This window comes from Streptomyces sp. NPDC056503, from assembly GCF_042794995.1.
In the GTDB taxonomy this organism is placed as follows: domain Bacteria; phylum Actinomycetota; class Actinomycetes; order Streptomycetales; family Streptomycetaceae; genus Streptomyces.
Window position 1 is genome coordinate 1 of the sequence record NZ_JBHTST010000021.1, and the last position, 23,422, is coordinate 23,422.

Consider the following 23,422-nt stretch of genomic DNA (forward strand, 5'->3'; position numbering starts at 1 on the left):
CCGCCCTCTGGGCATCAGTGACAGACAACGGCGGAATCTTCGGACCCGGACGACTCATGCCCAACTAACGACGAATCTCCGACTCAGGTCACTAGCTGACTGTCCGCCCCTTGTTGACCGTTGTTCACCGCCCCTACTGGCACGTTGCGGCACGGGCTCCGGGGCGGCGTCGTGGGAGACGACCACCCGCAAGGGCGTTGCTTGGCTTGGTCGAGACACCTCTCCTCCGTAGTTGTCCGCACAGGGCCTCTTGGTTACAGTTATTGCAGATGCAGTTTCGCCTGAGTCAGTGATTGGAGGCGGCCATGGCTCGTTCCAGCGTTCTCGCCCGCGCTGAGAAGGTCGAACCGGATCCCTCTCACCAGTGCGCGCTCGCCGCGACTGCCCGGATGGAGCCGGATTCGATCGAGGTGCTGGTGCGCACCCCGGACGGCGGCGAACTGGCATTGCCGAGGGAACTGGTCCGTCTTCTCCTGACCTCGGCCGGCGAGCTGTCCCGCGGGCATGCGGTGACGGTCCTGGCGTCCGAGGTGCAGCTGTCGCCTTCTGAGGCCGCTGAGCTTCTGGGTCTGTCCCGACCATTCATCGCCCGCCTGCTCGACGCTGGCGACATCCCCTCGACGAATCTTCCCCGTAGCAGCCACCGTGTGGTCCGCCTCGCGGACGTGCTGGCGTTCCAGCAGCGGCGTGAGCGCCGCAGGGAGGGTCGGCGCCAGATCGCCGAAGTCTTGGCGGACACCGACCTGCCCGATTGATGTGGGTGTCACCGGCAGCGGTGAAGTAGGAAGAGGGGGAGCGTGACGGCGCGGGTCTTTGTGGACACCAACGTCTTGTTTCCGTTCTCGGTGATGGACGTGATGCTGGCTCTCACCGAGGATTCAGTCCACGACATCGTGTGGTCCGAGCGGCTGCTCGCGGAGTGGGAGCGGGTCATCGTCCGGGAGGGAAGACGTTCGGCGGAGTCCGCTGCCACAGTTGCCCAGGCCGTTCGGCGCTTCTTCGCCGACTGTGAGATCCCGGCGGTGGCCTATGGCCACCTTGTCGATGAGATGCCAGGCGATGACCCCGACGATCGGCACCATGCGGCGGCAGCGGTGGCTGCAGGGGCGGACGCGCTGATCACGTGGAATCTCGCCGACTTTCCCGCTGGCGACTTGGCCGAGCGTGGAGTGCGGGTGATCGACCCGGATTCCTACCTGTGTGGGCTGTGTGACGAGTTGCCGCATGAGGTGGTGGAGACGGTGGTCAGGCTTGCCCGAGAGAAGCGCAACCCGCCAGTGACGATTGCCGATGCCGTCGCCCGACTCGCGAAAGCTGGCTTGCCGCGCTTCGCGGACCTCCTGACGCATCACCTTGAGCATCGTGCCATGTGAGCGGGCCGGAGTGGTGCACAGGAGTGCGTGAAACAAGAAAAAATGGACAACAAGGAAGCCTTGGGTCGCTGACCTGAGGCTTCCTTCGTGTATGGGTGGCTGGGCTCGGAAGCATCTTCGTCAGCGACTGGACCCGAATGTTGAGAGATGGCGTAGCCGAGCCGACCTCTATGCGGAAGTCGACGGAGGTAAGAGCGTAGCTGCACTTGCATGAGGACGCACATCACGGGATTTCGGTCAAAAGTGAAACCTATCGATCTGAAAGCGTTACTCATATGTGCAATATTTTAGAAATCTACACATCTAAAGTCTCACTTTTGTCACTTAAGTACAACGACATGAAAGTGGCCCCGCGGGATGCGATCATGCTCTTGGCATATCCATGTTAAAGGGATTCGGGTGAAGAGTGTTTGATCTTCCGGCCTTACCGATCGGGCCTAAATATATGACAATCACCCCAGAGATGGCCGAGCTCTGGTTGACTCACTGCAATCCGACGCACAATCGAGTGCTTTCTGACACCGTCTATGAGCGGTACGCGAAGGCGATGGCCAGTGGTGCGTGGAGGACGACGCATCAGGGGATTGCCTTCGATAAGGGCGGCATGCTCCTCGATGGTCAGCATCGACTGATGGGTGTCAAAGTTTCTGGCGTCTCAATTGAAATGCTTGTGATTCCCAATTGTGAGGCAGAGACGTTCGATGTGCTGGACTCGGGGCACCGGCGCCAAGCGGCTCAGCTTCTTAAAATTCCGCACAGGGTAATTGTGGCTGCGGCAGCTCGAATCATCGGTCAAATGTACAAGATGTGGGACCCGGTTACGCTTTTTGATGGTTTCTATGATACGAGAGCTGCGACTTCTGATATTTTGAAGGCTGTAGCGGCGTGGCCGGAACTTACGACCATGGCGCCAGTCGCCGCCGCGTCGTATCGAGCCGCTGGAATTAACCAGCCCACTCACTTGGTGGTGCTGGCTCAGGCCGCGCGAACTGAGCATGCGGATAAAATTGAGGAATGGGCGAATGGGATTATCTCCGGCGCCAATATGGACGCAAAAGATCCTCGTCTTGTTCTCAGGAACCGGTTCTTCCGAGATCGCGTACTTCTCGGAACGAGTGGTGGGCGCAGGGCGTCCTATAACTTGATTGCAAAGTCGTGGAATAGTTGGGCTCAGGGGAAGCTTACAGGGACCCTTAAAACCCTTGATGGTGAGGGAATTATCCCTGTAATCGGGACCGAGAAGTTCAGGCCTTAGCCTCTCTAGTTGCGAGCGTGCTGAGGGGGCGACCAAGTGGCGGGAAGCGGGTGCCGCTCTGCCGGAGTTTCTGTGGGCGGACCTTCAGCGATGCAGGGACTGGTGCACATGGCCATGGGCCGGGCAGTCGACCGAGAGGGCGGCGCTGATCTACCAGCACTCCGACCACGACCGGCAGAAGGAGGTGGCCGGCGGGGCTGGACCGGATGGTGCGGACGGCGCGTGAGAAGCCCAGGAGAAGGCGCGGGAGGAGCAGGAGGAGAGGACAAGGTGGTGCGGGGCGCCTGAGGGGGTCTGGACAACGACGAAGGCCCTGGTCGCTGGCCAGGGCCTTCGTGGAAGAGCGGATGACGGGAATCGAACCCGCGCTACAAGCTTGGGAATCACCCGGTACTTGAGCGCCCTGATGGTCGCTGACCTGCGGAAAGGCCATCAGGTGCAGGGGTTCTCGGTCGTCCGCTCGCGCCTGCTGTTGACCGCTGTCCACCGGTCCTGCCGGCACGTGGTGGCATGGGGCTCGGTCAGCCGGTTCCGCCCCCCACCCGCGCCAGCCCCAGCTCGTAGGCCGCGATCACGGCCTGCGCCCGATCTCGTAGCTCCAGCTTTGCGAACAGCCGGTTGATGTGGGTCTTCACGGTGTGATCCGTGATCGTGAGGCGGTCCGCTATCTCCGTGTTGGACAGTCCCCGGGCGATCAGGGCGAGCACCTCCGCCTCACGTGCGGTGAGTTCCCCCACGGAGTGGACCGGCAGCCGTGAGGTTCGCGCGTGCACGAACTCGCCGATCACCCTCTTGGTGATCTCGGGCGAGAGCAGTGCGTTCCCGGCCGCCACCACGCGCACCGCGTGCAGCAGTTCGGGGAAGGTGGCGTCCTTGAGGAGGAAGCCGCTCGCCCCGGCGGCGAGCGCGTCGTACACGTACTCGTCGAGGCCGAAGGTCGTCAGGATCAGGACCTTGGTCGTGTTCCCGGACCCGGCCAGAATCTCCCGTGCCGCCTCGATGCCGTTCTTGTGCGGCATCCGGATGTCGAGGAGCACGAGGTCGGGCCGGGTCTCGGCGGCGATGCGCACCGCCTGTACACCGTCCTCGGCCTCACCCACGACCTCGATGTCCTCCTGGGTGTCGAGGAGATTGACGAAGCCCGTGCGGACGACCGCCTGGTCGTCGGCGACCAGTGCCCTGATCACACCCTTCTCCTTTTTCACGCCGGTCACCCGGTCCACCAGGGAAGTTCCGCCTCCACCAGGAATCCTCCGTCCGGGCCCGCGCCCGCGCTGAGCCGGCCGCCGACCAAGGCCGCCCGCTCCCGCATCCCGGTCAGGCCGTGGCCCGTGTCGGAATGCGGTCCGGAGCCCGGGCCCGGACCGTCGTCGTGGACACGCAGCGTGAGCAGCCCCTCGGCGCCGTAGTCGATCTCCACGACAGTGCGGGCGCCGGGTGCGTGTTTGCGCGCGTTGGTCAGCGCCTCCTGGGCGATGCGGTAGGCGGACAGTTCCCAGGCCGCAGGCAGCGGCACCCGCTGCCCGGTGATCCGCAGTTCGGCCTCGCCGCCCACCGTCCGGTGCTGATCGACCAGTTCGGCGAGGTGGTCGAGGGTTGGCTGCGGGGCGGTGAGGGCCGTGTCCCGCTGGCCCTGGGGGGTGCGCAGGACGCCGAGGAGCCGCCGCAGTTCGGCCATCGAGGAGCGGGCGGTGCCGGCGATCTGCTGGAAGCCGTCGCGGGCCTCGGGGGTGAGCCCCGGGGTGGTGTATGTGGCGCTCTCGGCCTGCACGGCGATCATCGACACCGAGTGCGAGACGATGTCGTGCAGTTCACGGGCGATGGCCGCCCGTTCGGCCTCGGCCGCCTGCTGCCGCTCCAAGGCGATCAACTGGGCATGGGCCAGGTCCCGTTCGTCGCGGGTCTCCTCCCGGGAGCGTACCGCGTCACCCATCATGACGGCCCCGAAGATGACCACGGTCAGCAGGAACGACTCGGCGAACAGGCTGAGCGATCCCTTCTCCCAGAGAGCGGGCACCGGAAGGTCCATCCGCGACCAGGTGTTGATGTGCACCAGGTTCACGCACAGCGCCCCAAGCGCGGCCCCCATCACGGCCACCGCGGGGTGAAGCACCCGGCTGCGGCCCAGGGTGTAGCAGCCGATCAGCCCGCTCGCCATGATCGAGAGGTACAGGCTCACGTCGCCGGCGAACCCGAGCAGACCCGCGGCGACCGTGAGGACCGCGACGGGCGGGAACGACCGCCGCCATATCAGCGAGGCGGAGGAGACGAGCACTCCGATCGTGGTGGTCACGGATCCGGGAAAAGCGATCAACTCGGCCACGGCGCCGACGGTCAGGAACCCGCCGGTGACCCAGGGGTAGACGGGCGCGGCGATCCAGGTACGGAAGCGCTGTCGGAGGGGCGTACTCATGTGTCCATGGTCCGTGCCGAGGCGGATGTGCGCGTCGCCGCACGGGTTGACTCTGTGCCCGGATGTCATGCCACGGGTGGAGTCGTGGGTCCGGAGCCCCGGTTGACGTCTTCCGGCCCGTGGATTCCTAGCGTCGGTGGACATGACGAAGAACCTCGAACGGTACGTGCGGCATGTCCGGTGCACATGCCACGAGCGGTACGCGTGGGCCGGCTGCGCGCTCGTCGCGCTGGGGCTCGCTCTGGTCTCGGATCTGGGACCGCATCGCATGTGGGGCGTGATGGCGGGGACGGGCTACGGTGTCGCGGCGGCCCTGGCCTGCGGTGAGCGCTCGCGCCCCGCCGCTCGGTCGGTCGCGGTGGCGGGGGCCGTCGTGGTGCCGCTCGTCTCGTCGGTGGCGGCCGGACTCGGCCAGTTGGAGGTCGCGGTCGTCGAGCGGTCGGGGTGGTCGCTGCTCACGACCGGCAGCCCGTACGTCGCCGTCCCCGAGGCCGTCGCCGACTTCAACCCCTACCTGCCTGGAACGGCACTCTTCGGCGTACTGCCCGGGGATCCGCGCTGGTGGCTGGGCGGTGCCTTCGTGGCGGCCCTCGCCGCGGTTGGTCTGCACCGGTCCCGGCTGCTCGCCTGCCCCCTGATCGCGCTGCCCCTCGCGGTGGGTGGAACGGACCTTCCGGTCGTCGGCCTGATGTGCCTCGGCATCGTCCTCGCCGGGCAGGGGCGGCCCGGCCGTGCGGGGCTGGCGCTCGGCGCCGCCGCCGCACTCAAGTGGACGGCATGGCCCGCGCTGCCCGTGGCACTGGCGCTGATCGCGGCGGGCAGGGGCGGCCGGGCCGCGTTGCGGTACGCCGCGGTGGCCCTGATCACCGCGGCGGCGGGTGTGCTTCCCATCGCCCTCTCCGACCCCTCCGGTTTCCACCGGAACGTCATCGCCTTCCCACTTGGCCTCACCGATGCCACCTCACCGGCCGCGAGCCCGCTGCCCGGCCACCTGCTCGCGGTGTACATCCCCGGCGGCAAGGCGATCGCGCTGGTGCTCCTCGTGATGAGCGCGCTGTCCATGGCGGCGTCGCTGGTGGTGCGGCCGTCGGTGACGGTACGGGCGGCCGCCGCCCGGCTCGCGCTCGGTCTGGGCCTGGCGATGGCCCTGATGCCCTCGACCCGTTTCGGCTACCTGGTCTATCCGCTGACGCTCGGGACGCTGGCGTACCGGACGCGGCAACACCGTGGCACCTCTGTTGTCCCCCCTTCCCAGGAGGCCGCCGCCGTATGAAGCACGATGCCCGACCTCGCACGCTGATCGTCACCAATGACTTCCCGCCCCGGCAGGGAGGCATCGAGACGTTCGTCCGCGAACTGGCCGACCGCTTCCCGCCCGACGAGGTGGTCGTCTTCACCTCGTCTCCGAACCGGGCCGCGGCCGACCCGGTACCCGAGGAGTCCTTTCCGTATCCGGTGATCCGCCACCCGGCACGCACCCTCCTGCCCACTCCCCGGGTCACCGCGCACGCCGCGTCCGTGGCCCGCCGGTATGGCTGTGACCGGGTGTGGTTCGGCGCGGCGGCACCGCTCGGCCTGATGGCGGGTCGACTGCGCCGGACGACGGACATCCGCACCGCCGTCGCCACGACCCACGGCCACGAGGTGTGGTGGGCTCGCACCCCCGGGGCCAGGACGCTGCTGCGCCTCATCGGCACGGAGGTCGACGTCCTCACCTGGCTGGGCGAGAGCACCCGCAGGCCGATCGAGGCAGCCCTTGGCCCCGGGACCCGCACCGCACGCCTGGTACCCGGGGTGGACACCACGGCCTTCCACCCCTCCCTCGACGGAGGCCCGGTGCGGGCCCGTTACGGTCTGGGTCGCCGCCCGGTCATCCTCTGTGCGGCCCGCCTGGTTCCACGCAAGGGACAGGACACCCTGATCAGGGCGCTGCCCTGGATCCGCAGGGTTCTCCCGGACGCCATGCTGCTTCTGGTCGGCGATGGCCCGCACGCCCTCGAACTGCGCCGGCTCGCCCTGGCCGAAGGCGTTGTGGACGCGGTCGTCTTCGCAGGCGGCCACCCCCACCACGCCCTCCCCTCCTTCTACGCCGCGGCAGACGCCTTCGCCATGCCCTGCCGCACCCGCAGGCACGGCCTGGAGGTGGAAGGTCTGGGCATCGTCTACCTGGAGGCCGCCGCGTCCGGACTCCCCGTCCTGGCAGGCGACTCGGGAGGAGCCCCCGACGCGGTACGCGAGGGCGAGACCGGCTATGTCGTCGACGGCCGCTCGGTGGCGGCGACGACGGACCGCCTGACCAGGCTCCTCCGCAACCCCGGGCTCGCCCGCGAGATGGGCGAGAGGGGCCGCAGCTGGGTCCGCGAGGAATGGACCTGGGACCGCTCCTACGCGACCTTGGCGGAACTGCTCGGTCCGGCGCGAGCCGACGGGCCGTGACAGGCCGGTCCGGACAACGACGAAGCCCCAGGTCTCTGACCTGGGGCTTCGTTCAAGAGCGGATGACGGGAATCGAACCCGCGCTATAAGCTTGGGAAGCTCATGTTCTACCATTAAACTACATCCGCATTGCGGCCGGATGAGCCGATCGCATCGTTGCACACTGTACCCCATGCGCCACGGGCGGCGTAGTTCGTCTCTCCTCCGGTGGGTCGGAGTGCCGCGTGGAGGGTGCCCCGTTGATCCCCTAATGTGGCTGTCTCGTCCAGCATGTGTGTAGGGGAAGGGACTTGATGGGTTCCGTGGAGCGCACCGTCGTCCGCTGTGCCGAAGGGCACGTGTTCAGTACCGCGTCGTTTCCGCTTCAGCAGCTCGGGGCCGGGAGGATCGGGCCCGGGCGGCTCCTCCGGTGTCCGCGGTGCGCGCGGTTGAGGCACGCGGTGCCGGTGGAGGCCCGGTCGCGCTGACCTGGGCGGTGGGTGGGGCGTGGGCCGGTCCCGATTGGGGAGGTCCGCGCCCTCTGCGTATCGTGGGGGCGTGCTTCTCTCAGACAAGGACATCCGGGCCGAGATCGATGCCGGGCGGGTGCGCATCGACCCGTACGACGAATCCATGGTGCAGCCGTCGAGCATCGACGTGCGGCTCGACCGCTTCTTCCGGGTGTTCGAGAACCACCGTCACCCCCACATCGACCCCGCGATCGAGCAGCTCGATCTGACGCGCGAGGTCGAGCCGGAGGGCGACGAGGCGTTCATCCTGCACCCGGGCGAGTTCGTGCTCGCCTCCACCTACGAGGTCATCACCCTGCCGGACGACATCGCGTCGCGCCTGGAGGGGAAGAGTTCCCTCGGGCGGCTCGGGCTCGTCACGCACTCCACCGCCGGGTTCATCGACCCGGGCTTCTCGGGGCACGTGACGCTGGAGCTGTCGAACCTCGCGACCCTCCCCATCAAGCTGTGGCCGGGGATGAAGATCGGGCAGCTGTGCATGTTCCGGCTGAGCTCGCCCGCCGAGTTCCCGTACGGCAGCGAGCGGTACGGCTCCCGGTACCAGGGGCAGCGAGGGCCGACGGCCTCCCGCTCGTACATGAACTTCCATCGGACCCAGGTGTGAGGCGGTAGCCGGACATGAGTGAAGTACGCGAGAACCTGACGTACGAGGGCTTCGGGACGGCCGTCCGCGAGCTGGCGCAGACCATCGCCGACGACGGCTACGAGCCCGACGTCGTCCTCTCCATCGCCCGTGGCGGCGTCTTCGTCGCCGGCGGTCTGGCCTACGCGCTCGACTGCAAGAACATCCACCTCGTGAACGTGGAGTTCTACACGGGGGTCGGGACGACGCTGGAGATGCCGGTCATGCTGGCGCCCGTCCCGAACGCGATCGACTTCTCCGACAAGAAGGTCCTGATCGCCGACGACGTCGCCGACACCGGCAAGACCCTCAAGCTCGTCCACGACTTCTGCGTGGACCACGTCGCCGAGGTCCGCTCCGCCGTCATCTACGAGAAGTCGCACTCCCTGGTGAAGTGCGAGTACGTGTGGAAGAAGACGGACGAGTGGATCAACTTCCCGTGGTCCGTCGAGCCGCCCGTCGTGAAGCGCGAGGGCCAGGTCCTCGACGCCTGAGCCGCCCCGATACGCGAAAGAGCCCCCGCGAGGGGGCTCTTCTCGTGTGGCGTCCCGTTACAGCGTGCCCAGCTTGATCAGGCTCAGGAGGGCGGCCAGCTGGATGGCGGAGGCGCCGAGGGCCTTGGGCCAGGGGAGGTCGTGGGAGCGGCCGACCATGAGGGTGAAGAGGGCGCCGGCGGCGAGCCAGGTGGCCCAGCCGATGACCTGGACGAGGCCGTTCTCGCCGCCCAGGAAGAGGGCGAAGAGGAGGCGGGGGGCGTCCGTGAGGGACATGATCAGCATGGAGAGGCCGACCGTGGGCTGCCAGGCGCCGTCGCCGCCCAGCTGACGGGCGAGCGTGTGGGTGACCGCGCCGAGGATCAGGCCGCCGAGGACGAAGCCGACGCCGGTCATCAGGACGTACGGGATGGTGCTCGACAGCGTCGCGTTCAGCACCTCCTCGCGGGCCTGGTCGAAGCCGAAGATCGCCAGCAGGCCGTAGAGGAAGGTGACGACCAGCGCCGGGCCCCAGACCGCGTGGTCGCGCATCCGGAGGAAGGTGTCCGCCGGGCGCAGCACGATGCCGGCGAGGAGGGCCTTCCAGGGCAGGCGGGGGCCGACGGGGGCGGGGGGAGCCTGGTAGGCGCCCGCCTGGCCGTAGGGGTCGTCGACGCTGAACATCTGGGTGTGGCCCGGGTTGTTCGCCGTCGCCTGGTGGTGCTGCTGCGCGTGCGGGTCGCCGAAGTACTCGGGCTCCCCGTACGGCTGCTGCTGTGGCTGTTGCTGCCACTGCTGCTGCGGGTACCCCTGAGGGGGCGCTTCGTACCCGTACGGCGCCTGCTGCGGTCGATGCTGCTGCTGCGGGGGGCGGTTGTCCCGGCCGCGTCCGTTCCTGAATCCAGCCACGTCATTGAACGTACCCGTTTCCGCAGGGCACCCGCTCCTTCGGTGCCGAGCTGTGACATCCCCCAGGGGGTCACGGGGTCGTCGTACGGCCGCGCGGTCACTGTTACGAAAAGGACGTATCACCTCAATGTGGGGTCCGTAGCTTCGGCGGGGTCAGCAGCGAAACCCCTGGGGAGTTCTCCGTGCCTCTCCACCGTCGTACCCGTGTCCTCCGTACCGCCGTCGTCGCCGGCGGCACCTCGGTCGCCCTGCTCCTCCCGGCCGTCGTCGCCTTCGCCGACGACGCGTCCGGCGGCTCCGGGGACCGGCAGGCGGCCGTGCGGGACCAGGTCTCCGGCTGGCCGTCGGCCGACGGGTCCACCGCGCGGAAGCGGTGAGCCTCCGGACGTGACGGAGGGCCGCCCCACCAGGTGGGGCGGCCCTCCGTCGACGCCGTTTCCGTGATGCCGTTACGCGGCCGGCTCGGGCTCCGGCGCCTCGGCCGGGGCCTCGGGCTCGGGGTCGACCGGGGTCTTCACCGACTCCAGGAGCAGCTGCGCCACGTCGACGACGGTGACGGACTCCTTCGCCTTGCCCTCGTTCTTCTTGCCGTTGACCGAGTCGGTCAGCATGACGAGGCAGAACGGGCAGGCGGTCGAGACGATGTCCGGGTTGAGGGACAGGGCCTCGTCGACGCGCTCGTTGTTGATGCGCTTGCCGATCCGCTCCTCCATCCACATCCGGGCGCCGCCGGCGCCGCAGCAGAAGCCGCGCTCCTTGTGGCGGTGCATCTCCTGCTGGCGCAGGCCCGGGACGGCCGACATGATCTCGCGCGGGGGCGTGTAGACCTTGTTGTGGCGGCCCAGGTAGCACGGGTCGTGGTAGGTGATGAGGCCGTCGACCGGGGTCACCGGGATCAGCTTGCCCTCGTCGATGAGGTGCTGGAGCAGCTGGGTGTGGTGGATGACCTCGTACTCGCCGCCGAGCTGCGGGTACTCGTTGGCGATGGTGTTGAAGCAGTGCGGGCAGGTCGAGACGATCTTCTTCGCCGACTTCGGCTTCTTCGTCGACTCGTCCTCGTCGTCCTCGCCGAACGCCATGTTCAGCATGGCGACGTTCTCGGAGCCGAGCTGCTGGAAGAGCGGCTCGTTGCCGAGGCGGCGCGGGGAGTCACCCGTGCACTTCTCGTCGCCGCCCATGATCGCGAACTTGACGCCCGCGATGTGGAGCAGCTCGGCGAAGGCCTTGGTGGTCTTCTTGGCGCGGTCCTCCAGGGCGCCGGCGCAGCCGACCCAGTAGAGGTAGTCGACCTCGGAGAGGTCCTCGATGTCCTTGCCGACGATCGGGACCTCGAAGTCGACCTCCTTGGTCCACTCGACGCGCTGCTTCTTGGCGAGACCCCAGGGGTTGCCCTTCTTCTCCAGGTTCTTCAGCATCGTGCCGGCCTCCGACGGGAAGGCGGACTCGATCATCACCTGGTAGCGGCGCATGTCGACGATGTGGTCGATGTGCTCGATGTCGACCGGGCACTGCTCGACGCAGGCGCCGCAGGTGGTGCAGGACCACAGGACGTCGGGGTCGATGACGCCGTTCTCCTCGGCGGTGCCGATGAGGGGGCGCTCGGCCTCGGCCAGGGCGGCCGCGGGGACGTCCTTGAGCTGCTCGGCCGTGGCCTTCTCGTTGCCCTCCATGTCCTTGCCGCCGCCCGCGAGCAGGTACGGCGCCTTGGCGTGCGCGTGGTCGCGCAGCGACATGATGAGGAGCTTGGGGGAGAGGGGCTTGCCGGTGTTCCAGGCGGGGCACTGCGACTGGCAGCGGCCGCACTCGGTGCAGGTGGAGAAGTCGAGGAGGCCCTTCCAGGAGAACTGCTCGACCTGGGAGACGCCGTAGACGTCGTCCTCGCCCGGGTCCTCGAAGTCGACCGGCTTGCCGCCGGTCGTCATCGGCTGGAGCGCGCCGAGCGCGGTGGCGCCGTCGGCGTTGCGCTTGAACCAGATGTTCGGGAAGCCGAGGAAGCGGTGCCAGGCGACGCCCATGTTGGTGTTCAGCGAGACCACGATCATCCAGATGAACGAGGTGCTGATCTTCACCATGGCGGTGAAGTAGATGAGCGTCTGGAGGGTGGTGACCGACAGGCCCTTGAAGGCCAGGACGAGCGGGTACGAGGCGAAGTACGCGGCTTCGTAGCCCTCGACGTGGTGGATCGCGCCCTCCAGGCCGCGGAGCACGTAGATCGCGAGGCCGATGGTGAGGATCACGTACTCGACGAAGTACGCCTGTCCGGCCTTGGAGCCGGCGAAGCGGGACTTGCGGCCGGCGCGCGAGGGCAGGCTCAGCAGGCGGATGACCATCAGCACGGCGATGCCGAGGATCGTCATGACGCCGATGAACTCGATGTAGAGCTCGAAGGGCAGGAAGCCGCCGATGACCGGCAGGGTCCAGTCGGCCTGGAAGAGCTGGCCGAAGGCCTGCGCGAGGGTCGGCGGCAGGGTCAGGAAGCCGACCGCGACGAACCAGTGCGCGAAGCCGACGATGCCCCAGCGGTTCATCCGGGTGTGGCCCAGGAACTCCCGGACCAGGGTGACGCTGCGCTGGTAGGGGTTGTCGGTCCGGGCGCCGGCCGGCACGGGCTGGCCGAGCTTGAAGTAACGGACGAACTGGCCGATGGCGCGAGCGAGCAGGGCAACGCCGACCACGGTCAGCGTCAGCGACACGATGATCGCGGCGAGTTGCATGACGGGCTCCTCGGGCGGGCCTGGGGCGCGGTTGGCGCGGCCTGTGCTCGCCTCACCCTCGCCCTGAGCCTACTAAGCGGTAACTTAATTAGTCCGTGCTGAGATTACCGGTTTCCGGCGCCGCTCTGTAGCGGCCCTCGCGGTGATCTGTGTCGCTCAGGCAAGCCTTGCCGCGCGGGCGGAGGCGCGCCGGAGGCGACGTCGGCGGACTGCTGGAAGCGTACGCGCCAGAACGGCCAGATCCATGCCGAGCCAGTGGTGGTCCACATAGTGGAGGTCGAGCAGCTCACGCTCCTCCCAGGGCAGGTCGGAGCGGTCGCTGATCTGCCACGGCCCGGTCAGCCCCGGCCGCACCGAGAGCCGGCGTCGCGCCTCGCCCGTGCACTCCCGGTGGGTGGGGGAGAGGGGACACGGGCCGACGAGCGACATCTCGCCCCGCACCACGTGCAGCAGCATCGGCAGCGCGGCCAGCGGGCTCCGGGTGCGGAGGGTCAGCATCGTGAAGGGCCGGCCGCGCAGCCCGGCCACCGTGCGGCGGCGCAGGGCGGGGCCCTCCCGGGTGAGCGCGAGGGAGAGGGCGGCCGCCGCGAGCGCGGGGGAGAGGAGCAGCAGCAGCGCCGTGCCGCCCAGGAGGTCGAAGGCGCGCTTGAGGTCGAAGCCGCGCCGGACGTCGAAGGTGCGCGCGAGGTCGGCACCGCGGTGGTTCGCCGTCATGCCCCGGATCCCTCCGACTGAGATCATGGGATGTTCGTGGGATATGCCTGCTCTGCCTGCTTTGCCCGACAAGGGGCAGCAGGACTCTGCCACTTCTCGCGCCGCGCGTCAGGGAACGACGCGCCCCAGGCGTCTCTTTGAGTGAGTGAAGCGGCGAAGACTTGAGCGCACCAGACTCAAGTCTGTTGACGCCCCGCGGTCCGTCATGCATCCTTGAGTCAGTTCCACTCAAGTCAGTCAGCTGGAGGAATCGAAATGGCACGTGCGGTCGGCATCGACCTGGGCACGACTAACTCCGTCGTCAGCGTTCTGGAAGGCGGCGAGCCCACCGTCATCACGAACGCGGAGGGCGCCAGGACCACGCCGTCCGTCGTCGCCTTCGCGAAGAACGGCGAGGTGCTCGTCGGCGAGGTGGCCAAGCGCCAGGCCGTCACCAACGTCGACAGGACCATCCGGTCGGTCAAGCGCCACATGGGCACCGACTGGAAGATCGAGATCGACGGCAAGAGCTTCAACCCGCAGCAGATGAGCGCCTTCATCCTGCAGAAGCTCAAGCGCGACGCCGAGGCCTACCTGGGCGAGAAGGTCGTCGACGCGGTCATCACCGTCCCGGCGTACTTCAACGACTCCGAGCGCCAGGCCACCAAGGAGGCCGGTGAGATCGCGGGCCTCAACGTCCTGCGCATCGTCAACGAGCCGACCGCGGCCGCCCTGGCCTACGGCCTCGACAAGGACGACCAGACGATCCTCGTCTTCGACCTCGGTGGCGGCACCTTCGACGTGTCCCTCCTGGAGATCGGCGACGGCGTCGTCGAGGTGAAGGCCACCAACGGTGACAACCACCTCGGTGGCGACGACTGGGACCAGCGCGTCGTCGACTACCTGGTGACCCAGTTCAAGAACGGTCACGGCGTCGACCTGGCGCTCGACAAGATGGCCCTCCAGCGCCTCCGCGAGGCGGCCGAGAAGGCGAAGATCGAGCTCTCCTCCTCGACCGAGACCTCCATCAACCTGCCCTACATCACGGCCTCCGCCGAGGGCCCGCTGCACCTGGACGAGAAGCTCACGCGCGCCCAGTTCCAGCAGCTCACCTCGGACCTGCTGGAGCGCTGCAAGGTCCCGTTCCACAACGTCATCAAGGACGCGGGCATCGCCCTCTCCGAGATCGACCACGTGGTCCTGGTCGGCGGCTCGACCCGCATGCCCGCCGTCGCCGAGCTCGTCAAGGAGCTGACCGGTGGCAACGAGGCCAACAAGGGCGTGAACCCGGACGAGGTCGTCGCCATCGGCGCCGCCCTCCAGGCCGGTGTCCTCAAGGGCGAGGTCAAGGACGTCCTGCTCCTCGACGTCACCCCGCTGTCCCTCGGCATCGAGACCAAGGGCGGCATCATGACCAAGCTCATCGAGCGCAACACCACGATCCCGACCAAGCGGTCCGAGATCTTCACGACGGCCGAGGACAACCAGCCGTCCGTGCAGATCCAGGTCTACCAGGGCGAGCGCGAGATCGCGGCGTACAACAAGAAGCTCGGCATGTTCGAGCTGACCGGCCTCCCGCCGGCCCCGCGCGGCGTCCCGCAGATCGAGGTCGCCTTCGACATCGACGCCAACGGCATCATGCACGTGACCGCGAAGGACCTGGGCACGGGCAAGGAGCAGAAGATGACCGTCACCGGCGGCTCCTCGCTGCCGAAGGACGAGGTCGACCGGATGCGCCAGGAGGCCGAGCAGTACGCGGACGAGGACCACCGTCGCCGCGAGGCCGCCGAGTCCCGCAACCAGGGCGAGGCGCTCGTCTACCAGACCGAGAAGTTCCTCAAGGACAACGAGGACAAGGTCCCGGGCGACGTGAAGACCGAGGTCGAGGCCGCCGTCGCCGAGCTGAAGGAGAAGCTCAAGGGCGAGGACGCCGCCGAGATCCGCACCGCCACCGAGAAGGTCGCGGCCGTCTCCCAGAAGCTCGGCCAGGCCCTCTACGCCGACGCCCAGGGCGCCCAGGCCGCCGGTGGCGCCGACGCCGGCCAGGCCAAGGCCGACGACGACGTGGTCGACGCCGAGATCGTCGACGACGAGCCCAAGAAGGACGGTCAGGCGTGAGCGAGGAGACCCCGGGCTTCGAGGAGAAGCCCGACGTCCCCTCCGGCGACGCCGCCGAGGCCGCCGAGTCCCCCGAGGACACGGCGGCCCCGGCCGGGGACGCGAACAGCACGCCGGCGGCCGACGCCGGCCTCACCGCCGCACTGGACCAGGCCCGCTCCGCGCTCTCCGAGCGCACCGCGGACCTCCAGCGGCTCCAGGCCGAGTACCAGAACTACCGGCGCCGGGTCGAGCGGGACCGGGTCACGGTCAAGGAGATCGCCGTCGCGAGCCTCCTGTCCGACCTGCTTCCCGTCCTCGACGACGTCGGCCGGGCCCGGGACCACGGCGAGCTCGTGGGCGGCTTCAAGTCGGTCGCCGAGTCGCTGGAGACCGTCGTCGCCAAGATGGGGCTCCAGCAGTTCGGCAAGGAGGGCGAGCCCTTCGACCCGACGATCCACGAGGCCCTGATGCACTCGTACGCGCCGGACGTCACCGAGACGACCTGCGTCGCGATCCTGCAGCCGGGGTACCGGATCGGCGAGCGGACCATCCGGCCCGCCCGCGTGGCCGTCGCCGAGCCCCAGCCCGGGGCGCAGGGCAAGGCCGAGGAGTCGGAGGACTCCGACACGTCCGAGAAGGACAGCGAGTAACAGCCGTACCCGCACGCGGGAGGAGGGACGTCGATGAGCACGAAGGACTTCGTCGAGAAGGACTACTACAAGGTCCTCGGCGTCCCCAAGGACGCCACCGAGGCCGAGATCAAGAAGGCCTACCGGAAGCTGGCCCGCGAGAACCACCCCGACGCCAACAAGGGCGACACCAAGGCGGAGGAGCGCTTCAAGGAGATCTCCGAGGCGAACGACGTCCTCGGTGACCCCAAGAAGCGCAAGGAGTACGACGAGGCGCGCGCGCTCTTCGGGAACGGCGCCCTCTTCGGAAACCAGGGGGGCCGGGCCGGCGGCCCCGGAGCCGGCGGCTCGTTCAACTTCGACCTGGGCGACCTCTTCGGAGGCGGCGCCCAGGGCGGGCCCGGCGGCTTCGGCGGCGGCGGTGGCGGCATCGGGGACGTCTTCGGCGGCCTGTTCAACCGGGGCGGCGGCGCGGGTGCCCGCACCCAGCCCCGGCGCGGGCAGGACATCGAGTCCGAGGTGACGCTCAGCTTCACCGAGGCCATCGAGGGCGCCACCGTGCCCCTGCGGATGTCCAGCCAGCAGCCCTGCACGGCCTGTTCCGGCACCGGCGACAAGAACGGCACGCCCCGGGTGTGCCCGACCTGCGTCGGCACCGGCCAGGTCTCGCGCGGCAGCGGCGGCGGCTTCTCGCTGACCGACCCGTGTGTGGACTGCAAGGGCCGCGGCCTGATCGCCGAGAACCCCTGCGAGGTCTGCAAGGGCTCCGGCCGGGCCAAGTCCTCGCGGACCATGCAGGTCCGGATCCCGGCGGGCGTCTCCGACGGGCAGAAGATCCGGCTGCGCGGCAAGGGCGCCCCGGGCGAGCGCGGCGGTCCCCACGGCGACCTGTTCGTCGTGGTGCACGTCGACGCCCACCCGGTCTTCGGGCGCAAGGACGACAACCTCACCGTCACGGTGCCGGTCTCCTTCACGGAGGCGGCGCTCGGCGGCGAGATCAGGATCCCGACCCTCGGGGGCCCCGCGGTCACCCTCAAGCTGCCCGCGGGCACGCCGAACGGCCGGACCATGCGCGCCCGCGGCAAGGGCGCGGTCCGCAAGGACGGCACGCGCGGCGACCTGCTGGTGACGGTGGAGGTCGCGGTGCCGGAGGAGCTGGACGACAAGGCCCGCGAGGCCCTGGAGCAGTACCGTACGGCGACCGCCGACACGGATCCCAGGGCGGAGCTGTTCCAGGCGGCGAAGGGAGCGTGACGCGGTGGAAGGGCGACGGCGCAATCCGTACGAACTGACCGACGAGACCCCGGTGTACGTCATCTCGGTGGCGGCCCAGCTGTCGGGGCTGCATCCGCAGACCCTGCGCCAGTACGACCGCCTGGGTCTGGTCTCCCCGGACCGCACGGCCGGCCGGGGCCGGCGCTACTCGGCCCGTGACATCGAACTGCTCCGCCAGGTGCAGCAGTTGTCGCAGGACGAGGGCATCAACCTGGCCGGCATCAAGCGCATCATCGAGCTGGAGAACCAGGTCGCCGCGCTCCAGTCCCGGATCGCCGAGCTCTCGGCGGCCGTCGAGGGCGCGGCCGCCGCGATGCGCCAGCGCGAGGCCCAGGTGCACGCCTCGTACCGGCGCGACCTGGTGCCGTACACCGACGTGCAGCAGACCAGCGCGCTGGTGGTCTGGCGCCCGGCGCCGAAGCGCGGCGAGTAGCTCCGGCACGACTCCGCGAGGCCCCTCTCCGCGAGGCCCCTCTCCGTGAGGCCCCCTTCTCCGGAAGGGGGCCTTCGGCGTCCTCAGGGGGCGATGAGCTCGGCGACGATGTCGCCGAGCGTCTCCCACCAGGGCGCCGCGCCGGTGCCGAACGCGGCGGCCAGCGCGGTGCCGACGGCCAGGTCGAGCGGGGTGGGTACGGTGCCGGGGCCGGCGTCCCACTCGTCGGTCACCCGCCCGTCGCCGCTGGAGCTCAGGGTGCCGATCCGCCGGCCGTCCCGGCTGAGCCGGCTCTCCCCGTGCGAACAGGGCACGAGCCGGTACCGGAGGCCCCCGGTGTGGACGTCCACCCGGTACGAGCGCCGCAGCAGCCGCCCGCGGGACGGCCGGACGACGGCGGGCGCGCCGTCCACGGTGAGGGTCAGCAGGGCGGCCTTGCGGGTGCCGATGGGCGTGTGCTCGTCGGCCGGCGTCCCGGCCGCCCGGACGAGCTCCACGACGGGCAGCCCGGTCCCGGAGACCAGGAGGGTGCCGGCGGGGCCGTCGAGCGCGATCTGTACGTCCACGGTGGTCAGTTGTCCCGTTCGAGGATGCCGGACCGGGCGACGAGGTAGCCGAGCTGTGCCCGGCTCCCGCTCCCCAGCGTGGCCGCGAGCTTGGCGATGTGCGCCCGGCAGGTCCGCACGTTCATCCCGAGCCGGCGCGCGATGGCCTCGTCGACGTGGCCTTCGACGAGGAGTTTGGCGATGGAGAGCTGGATGCCGCTGACGCCGTCGACCGAGGTCGTGTAGGGGATGTCCTCCTCCCAGGGGACGCCGTAGAGCCAGAACTGGTCGAAGACGCCGACGAGATACCGGATGAGCCCTTCGTGGCGGAGCTCCAGGGCGACCCGGCGGTCGGTGCGGGCGGGGACGAAGGCGACCCTGCGGTCGACGACGATCAGCCGGTCGATGATCTCCTCGAGGGTGCGGACCTCCAGGCCGTAGGGGCTGATGCGCTCGACGTACCCCATGGTGGCGGAGTGGTGCCGGGCGGTGTGCTGGTAGAGGGTGCGCATCCGGATGCCGCGTTCGAGGAGGGGTTCCATCCGGCGCAGGCCGTCCTGGACGACCTCGGGTTTGCGGCCGCTGCCGGGCTGGATGGTGAGGAGTTCCTCGGTGCACTCGTCGAGGACGCGGTCCAGGGAGTCGTTGATGGCGTCGAGCCCCTCCAGGACGGTGATCGCCTGCACGGCGGAGGCGTCCGGGGTGCTGATCGACATGAACGGCTCGAACGCGTCGGCCAGCGACAGGGCGCGCTGGCGCTGTTGCTGGATCTCCTGCTCGATGGGATGGACCAGCTTGTTCAGGGCGACCGACGGAGGCACGGGACGGAGCCAGCGCACGTCGTCCGGATCGGTGCGGACGAGGGCCAGTTCGATGAGGCACGGATCGCCGGCGAGGTCGGTGCGGGCTATCCGACCGGCGCGGAGAGCGGCGGCGTACCGGGCTTTTCCGGCATCGCAGGGCTCTCCCGGGCGATGGTCGGTGTCCGCTCCCTCCCGTATTGACACCATTTCGGCCCCCCTCAGGGTCTTGAATTACAGGAACATGATGCCTGGCGGTGGTGGCAGAAGGGATCGGTGTGAGTCATCGTCTTAAACGCGGGGGGAGGTAGTGATTAAAAGAGGTGGAGATCGGCCATGACCAGGATGGTTCGTGCACTTGGCGCCATAGCTTTCGCTGCCGCGGCTGCTGTCGGTGGCTTCGCCCTCAACGGCGAACCGACGTGGGACGCTCCGCCCGCGCACGTCGTCGCGGCTCCGGTCGAGCCGACGTGGGACTTCGCCCCGGTCGGTGAGCGGGAGCCCACGTGGGACTCCGCTCTCGGTGCGAGCGAGCCCACGTGGGACGTCGCGCCGGCCGGCGAGCGGGAGCCCACGTGGGACTCCGCCCCGCTGGACCTCGGCGCATGACCGTCCCTCCGGACGACCGGGTCTTCCGTAGGGAGATGGCTTCGGCCTACCGGTCCGGTTGGCACTTCGTCGATCTCGTCACGGCCATCCCCCACCGTGGCGACTCGCTGAAGGTCACCCTGTTCGGAGAACCCGTCGTCGTCGCACGGGAACAGGACGAGGATGTCCGGGCCTACCGGTGCCTCAGGCGCCCCCGTGGCGCACCGCAGCCCATCCGCTGTGCCGTCAGGTACGGCATGATCTTCGTCAATCTCGACCAGCGGGACCACCAGCTGATCGAGCCAGAGACCATCACCGCCACCCCCCGCAGTGCCTGAGCGATTCCCCCGTCGTTGTAGATCGCTCAGGTGCTACCCCCACACAACGGCGCCATCGCGGACCTGAACCGCGATGGCGCCGTTGTGCTTTCCGCGTTCCCGCCGGCCGGGGCTACGCGCGGCCCATCGCCCGGGTGAGGGCGATCTCGATGACCACCCGGTCGGGGTTGGGCGTCGGGGTGCGGCCGTAGCGGTCGGCGTAGCGCGCCACCGCGCCGGCGACCTCCTCCGCCTCCGTGCGGATCCGGGCGACGCCCTCCAGGGTGGCCCAGCGGCCCTTGTCGACCTGGCAGACCGCGACCCGCGCGCCGTCCGGGCCGGCCGCCAGGACGTTCGCGACCTTCCTGCTGTGCTTGTTGGTGATGACCCGCGCCAGGCCGTTCTCGGGGTCGTACGTGACGCCGACGGCGACCACGTGCGGGGTGCCGTCCGGGCGCGGGGTGGTCAGCGTGCACATGTGGTACTCGCGCCAGAAGCTGAGGTACGAGTCCGTGGGGTTCCTCGGGTCAGTCGCCATACCCGGAAACTACCGCCGGTTCCCGCGGCTCCGATACCTTGAGCGGAATAGACTCAACTTTATGTACGCTGTATGAGTCAGACGACGTCAAGGACCACACCCAGGAGGAGACCCCGCACGTGGACGCAGAACTGACCAACAGGAGCCGGGACGCGCTGAACACGGCGAGCAGCCGCGCCGTGTCCCAGGGGCACGCCGACCTCACCCCGGCCCATCTTCTTCTCGCGCTTCTGGCCGGTCACGGACGTCCCGAGGCGGCGAACATCACCGACCTGCTCGCCGCCGTCGAGGCCGACCAGGCCGCCGTCCGCGCGGGCGCGGAGCGGCTGCTCGCCGCCCTGCCCAGCGTGACCGGGGCGACCGTCGCACCGCCGCAGCCCAACCGCGAGCTGCTCGCCGTCATCGCCGACGCCGCCGAGCGCGCCAAGAAGCTCGGCGACGAGTTCCTGTCCACGGAGCACCTGCTCATCGGTCTCGCCGCCAAGGGCGGCCAGGCCGGCCAGGTCCTCGACCAGCAGGGCGCGACCGCCCGGCGCCTCCAGGACGCCTTCGAGAAGGCCCGGGGAGGCCGCCGCGTGACCACCGCCGACCCGGAGGGCTCGTACAAGGCCCTGGAGAAGTTCGGCACGGACTTCACCGCCGCCGCCCGCGAGGGCAAGCTCGACCCCGTGATCGGCCGCGACCACGAGATCCGGCGCGTGGTGCAGGTCCTCTCCCGGCGCACCAAGAACAACCCGGTCCTCATCGGCGAGCCCGGCGTCGGCAAGACCGCCGTCGTCGAGGGCCTCGCCCAGCGGATCGTGAAGGGCGACGTCCCCGAGTCGCTGCGGAACAAGCGGCTGGTCTCCCTGGACCTCGGCGCGATGGTCGCCGGCGCCAAGTACCGCGGCGAGTTCGAGGAGCGGCTGAAGACCGTCCTCTCCGAGATCAAGGAGAGCGACGGGCAGATCATCACCTTCATCGACGAGCTGCACACCGTCGTCGGCGCGGGCGCCGGCGGCGACTCCGCCATGGACGCCGGCAACATGCTGAAGCCGATGCTCGCCCGCGGCGAGCTCCGCATGGTCGGCGCCACCACCCTCGACGAGTACCGCGAGCGGATCGAGAAGGACCCCGCCCTGGAGCGCCGCTTCCAGCAGGTCCTGGTCGCCGAGCCGTCGGTCGAGGACACCGTCGCCATCCTCCGCGGCCTCAAGGGCCGGTACGAGGCCCACCACAAGGTGCAGATCAACGACTCCGCCCTGGTGGCCGCCGCGACCCTCTCCGACCGGTACATCACCTCCCGCTTCCTCCCCGACAAGGCCATCGACCTCGTCGACGAGGCCGCCTCCCGGCTCCGCATGGAGATCGACTCCTCCCCGGTCGAGATCGACGAGCTCCAGCGCTCCGTCGACCGGCTCCGCATGGAGGAGCTGGCCCTCGCCAAGGAGACCGACCCGGCCAGCGTCCAGCGCCTGGAGAAGCTCCGCCGCGACCTCGCCGACCGCGAGGAGGAGCTGCGCGGCCTCACCGCCCGCTGGGAGAAGGAGAAGCAGTCCCTCAACCGGGTCGGCGAGCTGAAGGAACGGCTCGACGAGACCCGGGGCCGCGCCGAGCGCGCCCAGCGCGACGGCGACTTCGACACCGCCTCCAAGCTGCTCTACGGCGAGATCCCCACCCTGGAGCGCGAGCTGGCCGAGGCCACCGAGGCCGAGCGCGAGGTCCAGAAGGACACCATGGTCAAGGAGGAGGTCGGGCCGGACGACATCGCCGACGTCGTCGGCGCCTGGACCGGCATCCCCGCCGGCCGCCTCCTGGAGGGCGAGACGCAGAAGCTGCTCCGCATGGAGGAGGAGCTGGGCCGCCGGCTCATCGGCCAGGGCGAGGCCGTCCGGGCCGTCTCCGACGCGGTGCGCCGCACCCGCGCCGGGATCGCCGACCCCGACCGGCCCACCGGCTCCTTCCTCTTCCTCGGCCCCACCGGCGTCGGCAAGACCGAGCTGGCCAAGGCGCTCGCCGACTTCCTCTTCGACGACGAGCGGGCCATGGTCCGCATCGACATGTCGGAGTACGGCGAGAAGCACTCGGTGGCCCGCCTGGTCGGCGCGCCCCCCGGCTACGTCGGCTACGAGGAGGGCGGCCAGCTCACCGAGGCCGTCCGCCGCCGCCCGTACAGCGTCGTCCTGCTGGACGAGGTGGAGAAGGCGCACCCGGAGGTCTTCGACGTCCTGCTCCAGGTCCTCGACGACGGCCGCCTCACCGACGGCCAGGGCCGCACGGTCGACTTCCGCAACACGATCCTGATCCTGACCTCGAACCTGGGCAGCCAGTACCTGGTCGATCCGCTGACGCCCGAGGCGCAGAAGCGGGAGCAGGTCCTGGAGGTCGTCCGGGCCAGCTTCAAGCCGGAGTTCCTCAACCGCCTCGACGACCTGGTGGTCTTCTCCGCGCTCGACCGCGCCGAGCTGGGCCGCATCGCCCGCCTCCAGATCGACCGCCTCGCCCGGCGGCTCGCGGACCGCCGGCTCACCCTGGAGGTCACCCCGGAGGCCCTGGAGTGGCTGGCGGAGGAGGGCAACGACCCCGCGTACGGCGCCCGCCCGCTGCGCCGGCTCATCCAGACGGCCATCGGCGACCGGCTCGCCAAGGAGATCCTGGCCGGCGAGGTCCGCGACGGCGACACGGTCAGGGTGGACCGCTTCGAGGACGGCCTGATCGTGGGCCCGGCGCGGTAGGCCGGGGCGCGGTTCAAGTCAGCCCGCAGCGGATCCGTACCGGCGGGGCTTGCCACGGACCGGCCGGGATGGGGGAGGATGGCGAC

General features: G+C 69.4%; 23 protein-coding genes and 1 tRNA gene. 15 read left to right on the top strand and 9 right to left on the bottom strand.

Annotation, left to right across the window (positions count from 1 at the left end; genetic code table 11):
• Positions 1-305: 305 nt before the first annotated feature.
• From ACFQ8C_RS08925 to ACFQ8C_RS08935, 3 genes are all read left to right on the top strand, one after another.
• Entirely contained in the window at positions 306-755 is a 450-nt protein-coding gene (locus tag ACFQ8C_RS08925) for a helix-turn-helix domain-containing protein (RefSeq protein WP_383453742.1), read from the top strand.
• Between the two features lie 42 nt (positions 756-797).
• On the top strand, positions 798-1,373 hold the full coding sequence (locus ACFQ8C_RS08930; protein WP_383453744.1) for a PIN domain-containing protein: 576 nt from the start codon (positions 798-800) through the stop codon (positions 1,371-1,373).
• A 463-nt stretch (positions 1,374-1,836) separates the two neighbouring features.
• Positions 1,837-2,628 (top strand): hypothetical protein, encoded by a 792-nt coding sequence (locus ACFQ8C_RS08935; RefSeq protein ID WP_383453746.1) that lies wholly within the window; start codon positions 1,837-1,839, stop codon positions 2,626-2,628.
• Between the two features lie 521 nt (positions 2,629-3,149).
• On the opposite strand, the gene ACFQ8C_RS08940 is transcribed toward ACFQ8C_RS08935, so the two are convergent.
• Both ACFQ8C_RS08940 and ACFQ8C_RS08945 read right to left on the bottom strand, forming a co-directional pair.
• Positions 3,150-3,815, bottom strand: coding sequence for a response regulator (locus ACFQ8C_RS08940; protein ID WP_383453748.1), 666 nt, complete (start codon positions 3,813-3,815; stop codon positions 3,150-3,152).
• A gap of 23 nt (positions 3,816-3,838) precedes the next feature.
• The gene (locus ACFQ8C_RS08945) at positions 3,839-5,041 is read right to left on the bottom strand and encodes a sensor histidine kinase (RefSeq protein ID WP_383453750.1); all 1,203 of its coding nucleotides are present in this window, start codon (positions 5,039-5,041) and stop codon (positions 3,839-3,841) included.
• 142 nt (positions 5,042-5,183) lie between these two features.
• On the opposite strand from ACFQ8C_RS08945, the gene ACFQ8C_RS08950 reads away from it, so the two are divergent.
• The gene (locus tag ACFQ8C_RS08950; RefSeq protein WP_383453752.1) at positions 5,184-6,314 is read left to right on the top strand and encodes a glycosyltransferase 87 family protein; all 1,131 of its coding nucleotides are present in this window, start codon (positions 5,184-5,186) and stop codon (positions 6,312-6,314) included.
• Positions 6,311-7,477 (top strand): glycosyltransferase family 4 protein, encoded by a 1,167-nt coding sequence (locus tag ACFQ8C_RS08955; protein ID WP_383453754.1) that lies wholly within the window; start codon positions 6,311-6,313, stop codon positions 7,475-7,477. Before ACFQ8C_RS08950 ends, ACFQ8C_RS08955 begins: the two co-directional genes overlap by 4 nt.
• Before the next feature lie 57 nt (positions 7,478-7,534).
• Here the strand turns inward: ACFQ8C_RS08955 and ACFQ8C_RS08960 are convergent.
• A tRNA-Gly gene (locus ACFQ8C_RS08960) sits at positions 7,535-7,605 on the bottom strand.
• Between the two features lie 409 nt (positions 7,606-8,014).
• Here ACFQ8C_RS08960 and dcd point away from each other — a divergent pair.
• On the top strand, positions 8,015-8,590 hold the full coding sequence (gene dcd / locus ACFQ8C_RS08965; RefSeq protein WP_046910319.1) for a dCTP deaminase: 576 nt from the start codon (positions 8,015-8,017) through the stop codon (positions 8,588-8,590).
• Positions 8,591-8,604: 14 nt separating this feature from the next.
• Entirely contained in the window at positions 8,605-9,102 is a 498-nt protein-coding gene (locus ACFQ8C_RS08970) for a phosphoribosyltransferase (protein WP_383453756.1), read from the top strand.
• A 57-nt stretch (positions 9,103-9,159) separates the two neighbouring features.
• Here the strand turns inward: ACFQ8C_RS08970 and ACFQ8C_RS08975 are convergent, their stop codons facing one another.
• Positions 9,160-9,990, bottom strand: a complete 831-nt coding sequence (locus ACFQ8C_RS08975) for a Yip1 family protein (RefSeq protein WP_383453758.1) — start codon at positions 9,988-9,990, stop codon at positions 9,160-9,162.
• Positions 9,991-10,172: 182 nt separating this feature from the next.
• Between ACFQ8C_RS08975 and ACFQ8C_RS08980 the strand changes: the two genes are divergently transcribed.
• Positions 10,173-10,367, top strand: a complete 195-nt coding sequence (locus tag ACFQ8C_RS08980) for a hypothetical protein (RefSeq protein WP_383453761.1) — start codon at positions 10,173-10,175, stop codon at positions 10,365-10,367.
• Between the two features lie 72 nt (positions 10,368-10,439).
• Here ACFQ8C_RS08980 and ACFQ8C_RS08985 read toward each other — a convergent pair whose 3' ends face one another.
• Positions 10,440-12,704, bottom strand: coding sequence for a heterodisulfide reductase-related iron-sulfur binding cluster (locus ACFQ8C_RS08985; protein WP_383453762.1), 2,265 nt, complete (start codon positions 12,702-12,704; stop codon positions 10,440-10,442).
• A 156-nt stretch (positions 12,705-12,860) separates the two neighbouring features.
• The gene (locus ACFQ8C_RS08990; protein WP_383453765.1) at positions 12,861-13,418 is read right to left on the bottom strand and encodes a sugar transferase; all 558 of its coding nucleotides are present in this window, start codon (positions 13,416-13,418) and stop codon (positions 12,861-12,863) included.
• A 255-nt stretch (positions 13,419-13,673) separates the two neighbouring features.
• On the opposite strand from ACFQ8C_RS08990, the gene dnaK reads away from it, so the two are divergent.
• The 4 genes from dnaK to ACFQ8C_RS09010 are packed head-to-tail and all read left to right on the top strand — an operon-like array spanning position 13,674 to position 17,834.
• Positions 13,674-15,515: a molecular chaperone DnaK gene (gene dnaK / locus ACFQ8C_RS08995; RefSeq protein ID WP_383453768.1), complete on the top strand. Its 1,842-nt coding sequence runs from the start codon at positions 13,674-13,676 to the stop codon at positions 15,513-15,515.
• The gene (grpE, locus tag ACFQ8C_RS09000; protein ID WP_383453771.1) at positions 15,512-16,147 is read left to right on the top strand and encodes a nucleotide exchange factor GrpE; all 636 of its coding nucleotides are present in this window, start codon (positions 15,512-15,514) and stop codon (positions 16,145-16,147) included. Before dnaK ends, grpE begins: the two co-directional genes overlap by 4 nt.
• 33 nt (positions 16,148-16,180) lie before the next feature.
• A complete protein-coding gene (gene dnaJ / locus ACFQ8C_RS09005) occupies positions 16,181-17,380 on the top strand; it encodes a molecular chaperone DnaJ (RefSeq protein WP_383453774.1) in 1,200 nt (399 codons plus the stop codon).
• A 4-nt stretch (positions 17,381-17,384) separates the two neighbouring features.
• Positions 17,385-17,834 (top strand): heat shock protein transcriptional repressor HspR, encoded by a 450-nt coding sequence (locus ACFQ8C_RS09010; RefSeq protein ID WP_383453777.1) that lies wholly within the window; start codon positions 17,385-17,387, stop codon positions 17,832-17,834.
• An 83-nt stretch (positions 17,835-17,917) separates the two neighbouring features.
• Here ACFQ8C_RS09010 and ACFQ8C_RS09015 read toward each other — a convergent pair whose 3' ends face one another.
• On the bottom strand, positions 17,918-18,400 hold the full coding sequence (locus tag ACFQ8C_RS09015) for a hypothetical protein (RefSeq protein WP_383453778.1): 483 nt from the start codon (positions 18,398-18,400) through the stop codon (positions 17,918-17,920).
• 5 nt (positions 18,401-18,405) lie between these two features.
• The gene (locus ACFQ8C_RS09020; RefSeq protein ID WP_383453781.1) at positions 18,406-19,389 is read right to left on the bottom strand and encodes a helix-turn-helix transcriptional regulator; all 984 of its coding nucleotides are present in this window, start codon (positions 19,387-19,389) and stop codon (positions 18,406-18,408) included.
• A gap of 135 nt (positions 19,390-19,524) precedes the next feature.
• On the opposite strand from ACFQ8C_RS09020, the gene ACFQ8C_RS09025 reads away from it, so the two are divergent.
• Positions 19,525-19,788, top strand: coding sequence for a hypothetical protein (locus ACFQ8C_RS09025; protein ID WP_383453784.1), 264 nt, complete (start codon positions 19,525-19,527; stop codon positions 19,786-19,788).
• Complete coding sequence (locus ACFQ8C_RS09030) at positions 19,785-20,105, top strand: hypothetical protein (protein WP_031008718.1); 321 nt, start codon at positions 19,785-19,787, stop codon at positions 20,103-20,105. Before ACFQ8C_RS09025 ends, ACFQ8C_RS09030 begins: the two co-directional genes overlap by 4 nt.
• A 112-nt stretch (positions 20,106-20,217) precedes the next feature.
• Here ACFQ8C_RS09030 and ACFQ8C_RS09035 read toward each other — a convergent pair whose 3' ends face one another.
• Positions 20,218-20,622 carry a pyridoxamine 5'-phosphate oxidase family protein gene (locus ACFQ8C_RS09035; RefSeq protein WP_383453787.1) on the bottom strand — a complete coding sequence of 135 codons (405 nt, stop codon included), beginning with the start codon at positions 20,620-20,622 and terminating at the stop codon, positions 20,218-20,220.
• Positions 20,623-20,741: 119 nt separating this feature from the next.
• On the opposite strand from ACFQ8C_RS09035, the gene clpB reads away from it, so the two are divergent.
• Positions 20,742-23,336, top strand: coding sequence for an ATP-dependent chaperone ClpB (gene clpB, locus ACFQ8C_RS09040; protein ID WP_383453790.1), 2,595 nt, complete (start codon positions 20,742-20,744; stop codon positions 23,334-23,336).
• Positions 23,337-23,422 lie beyond the last annotated feature (86 nt).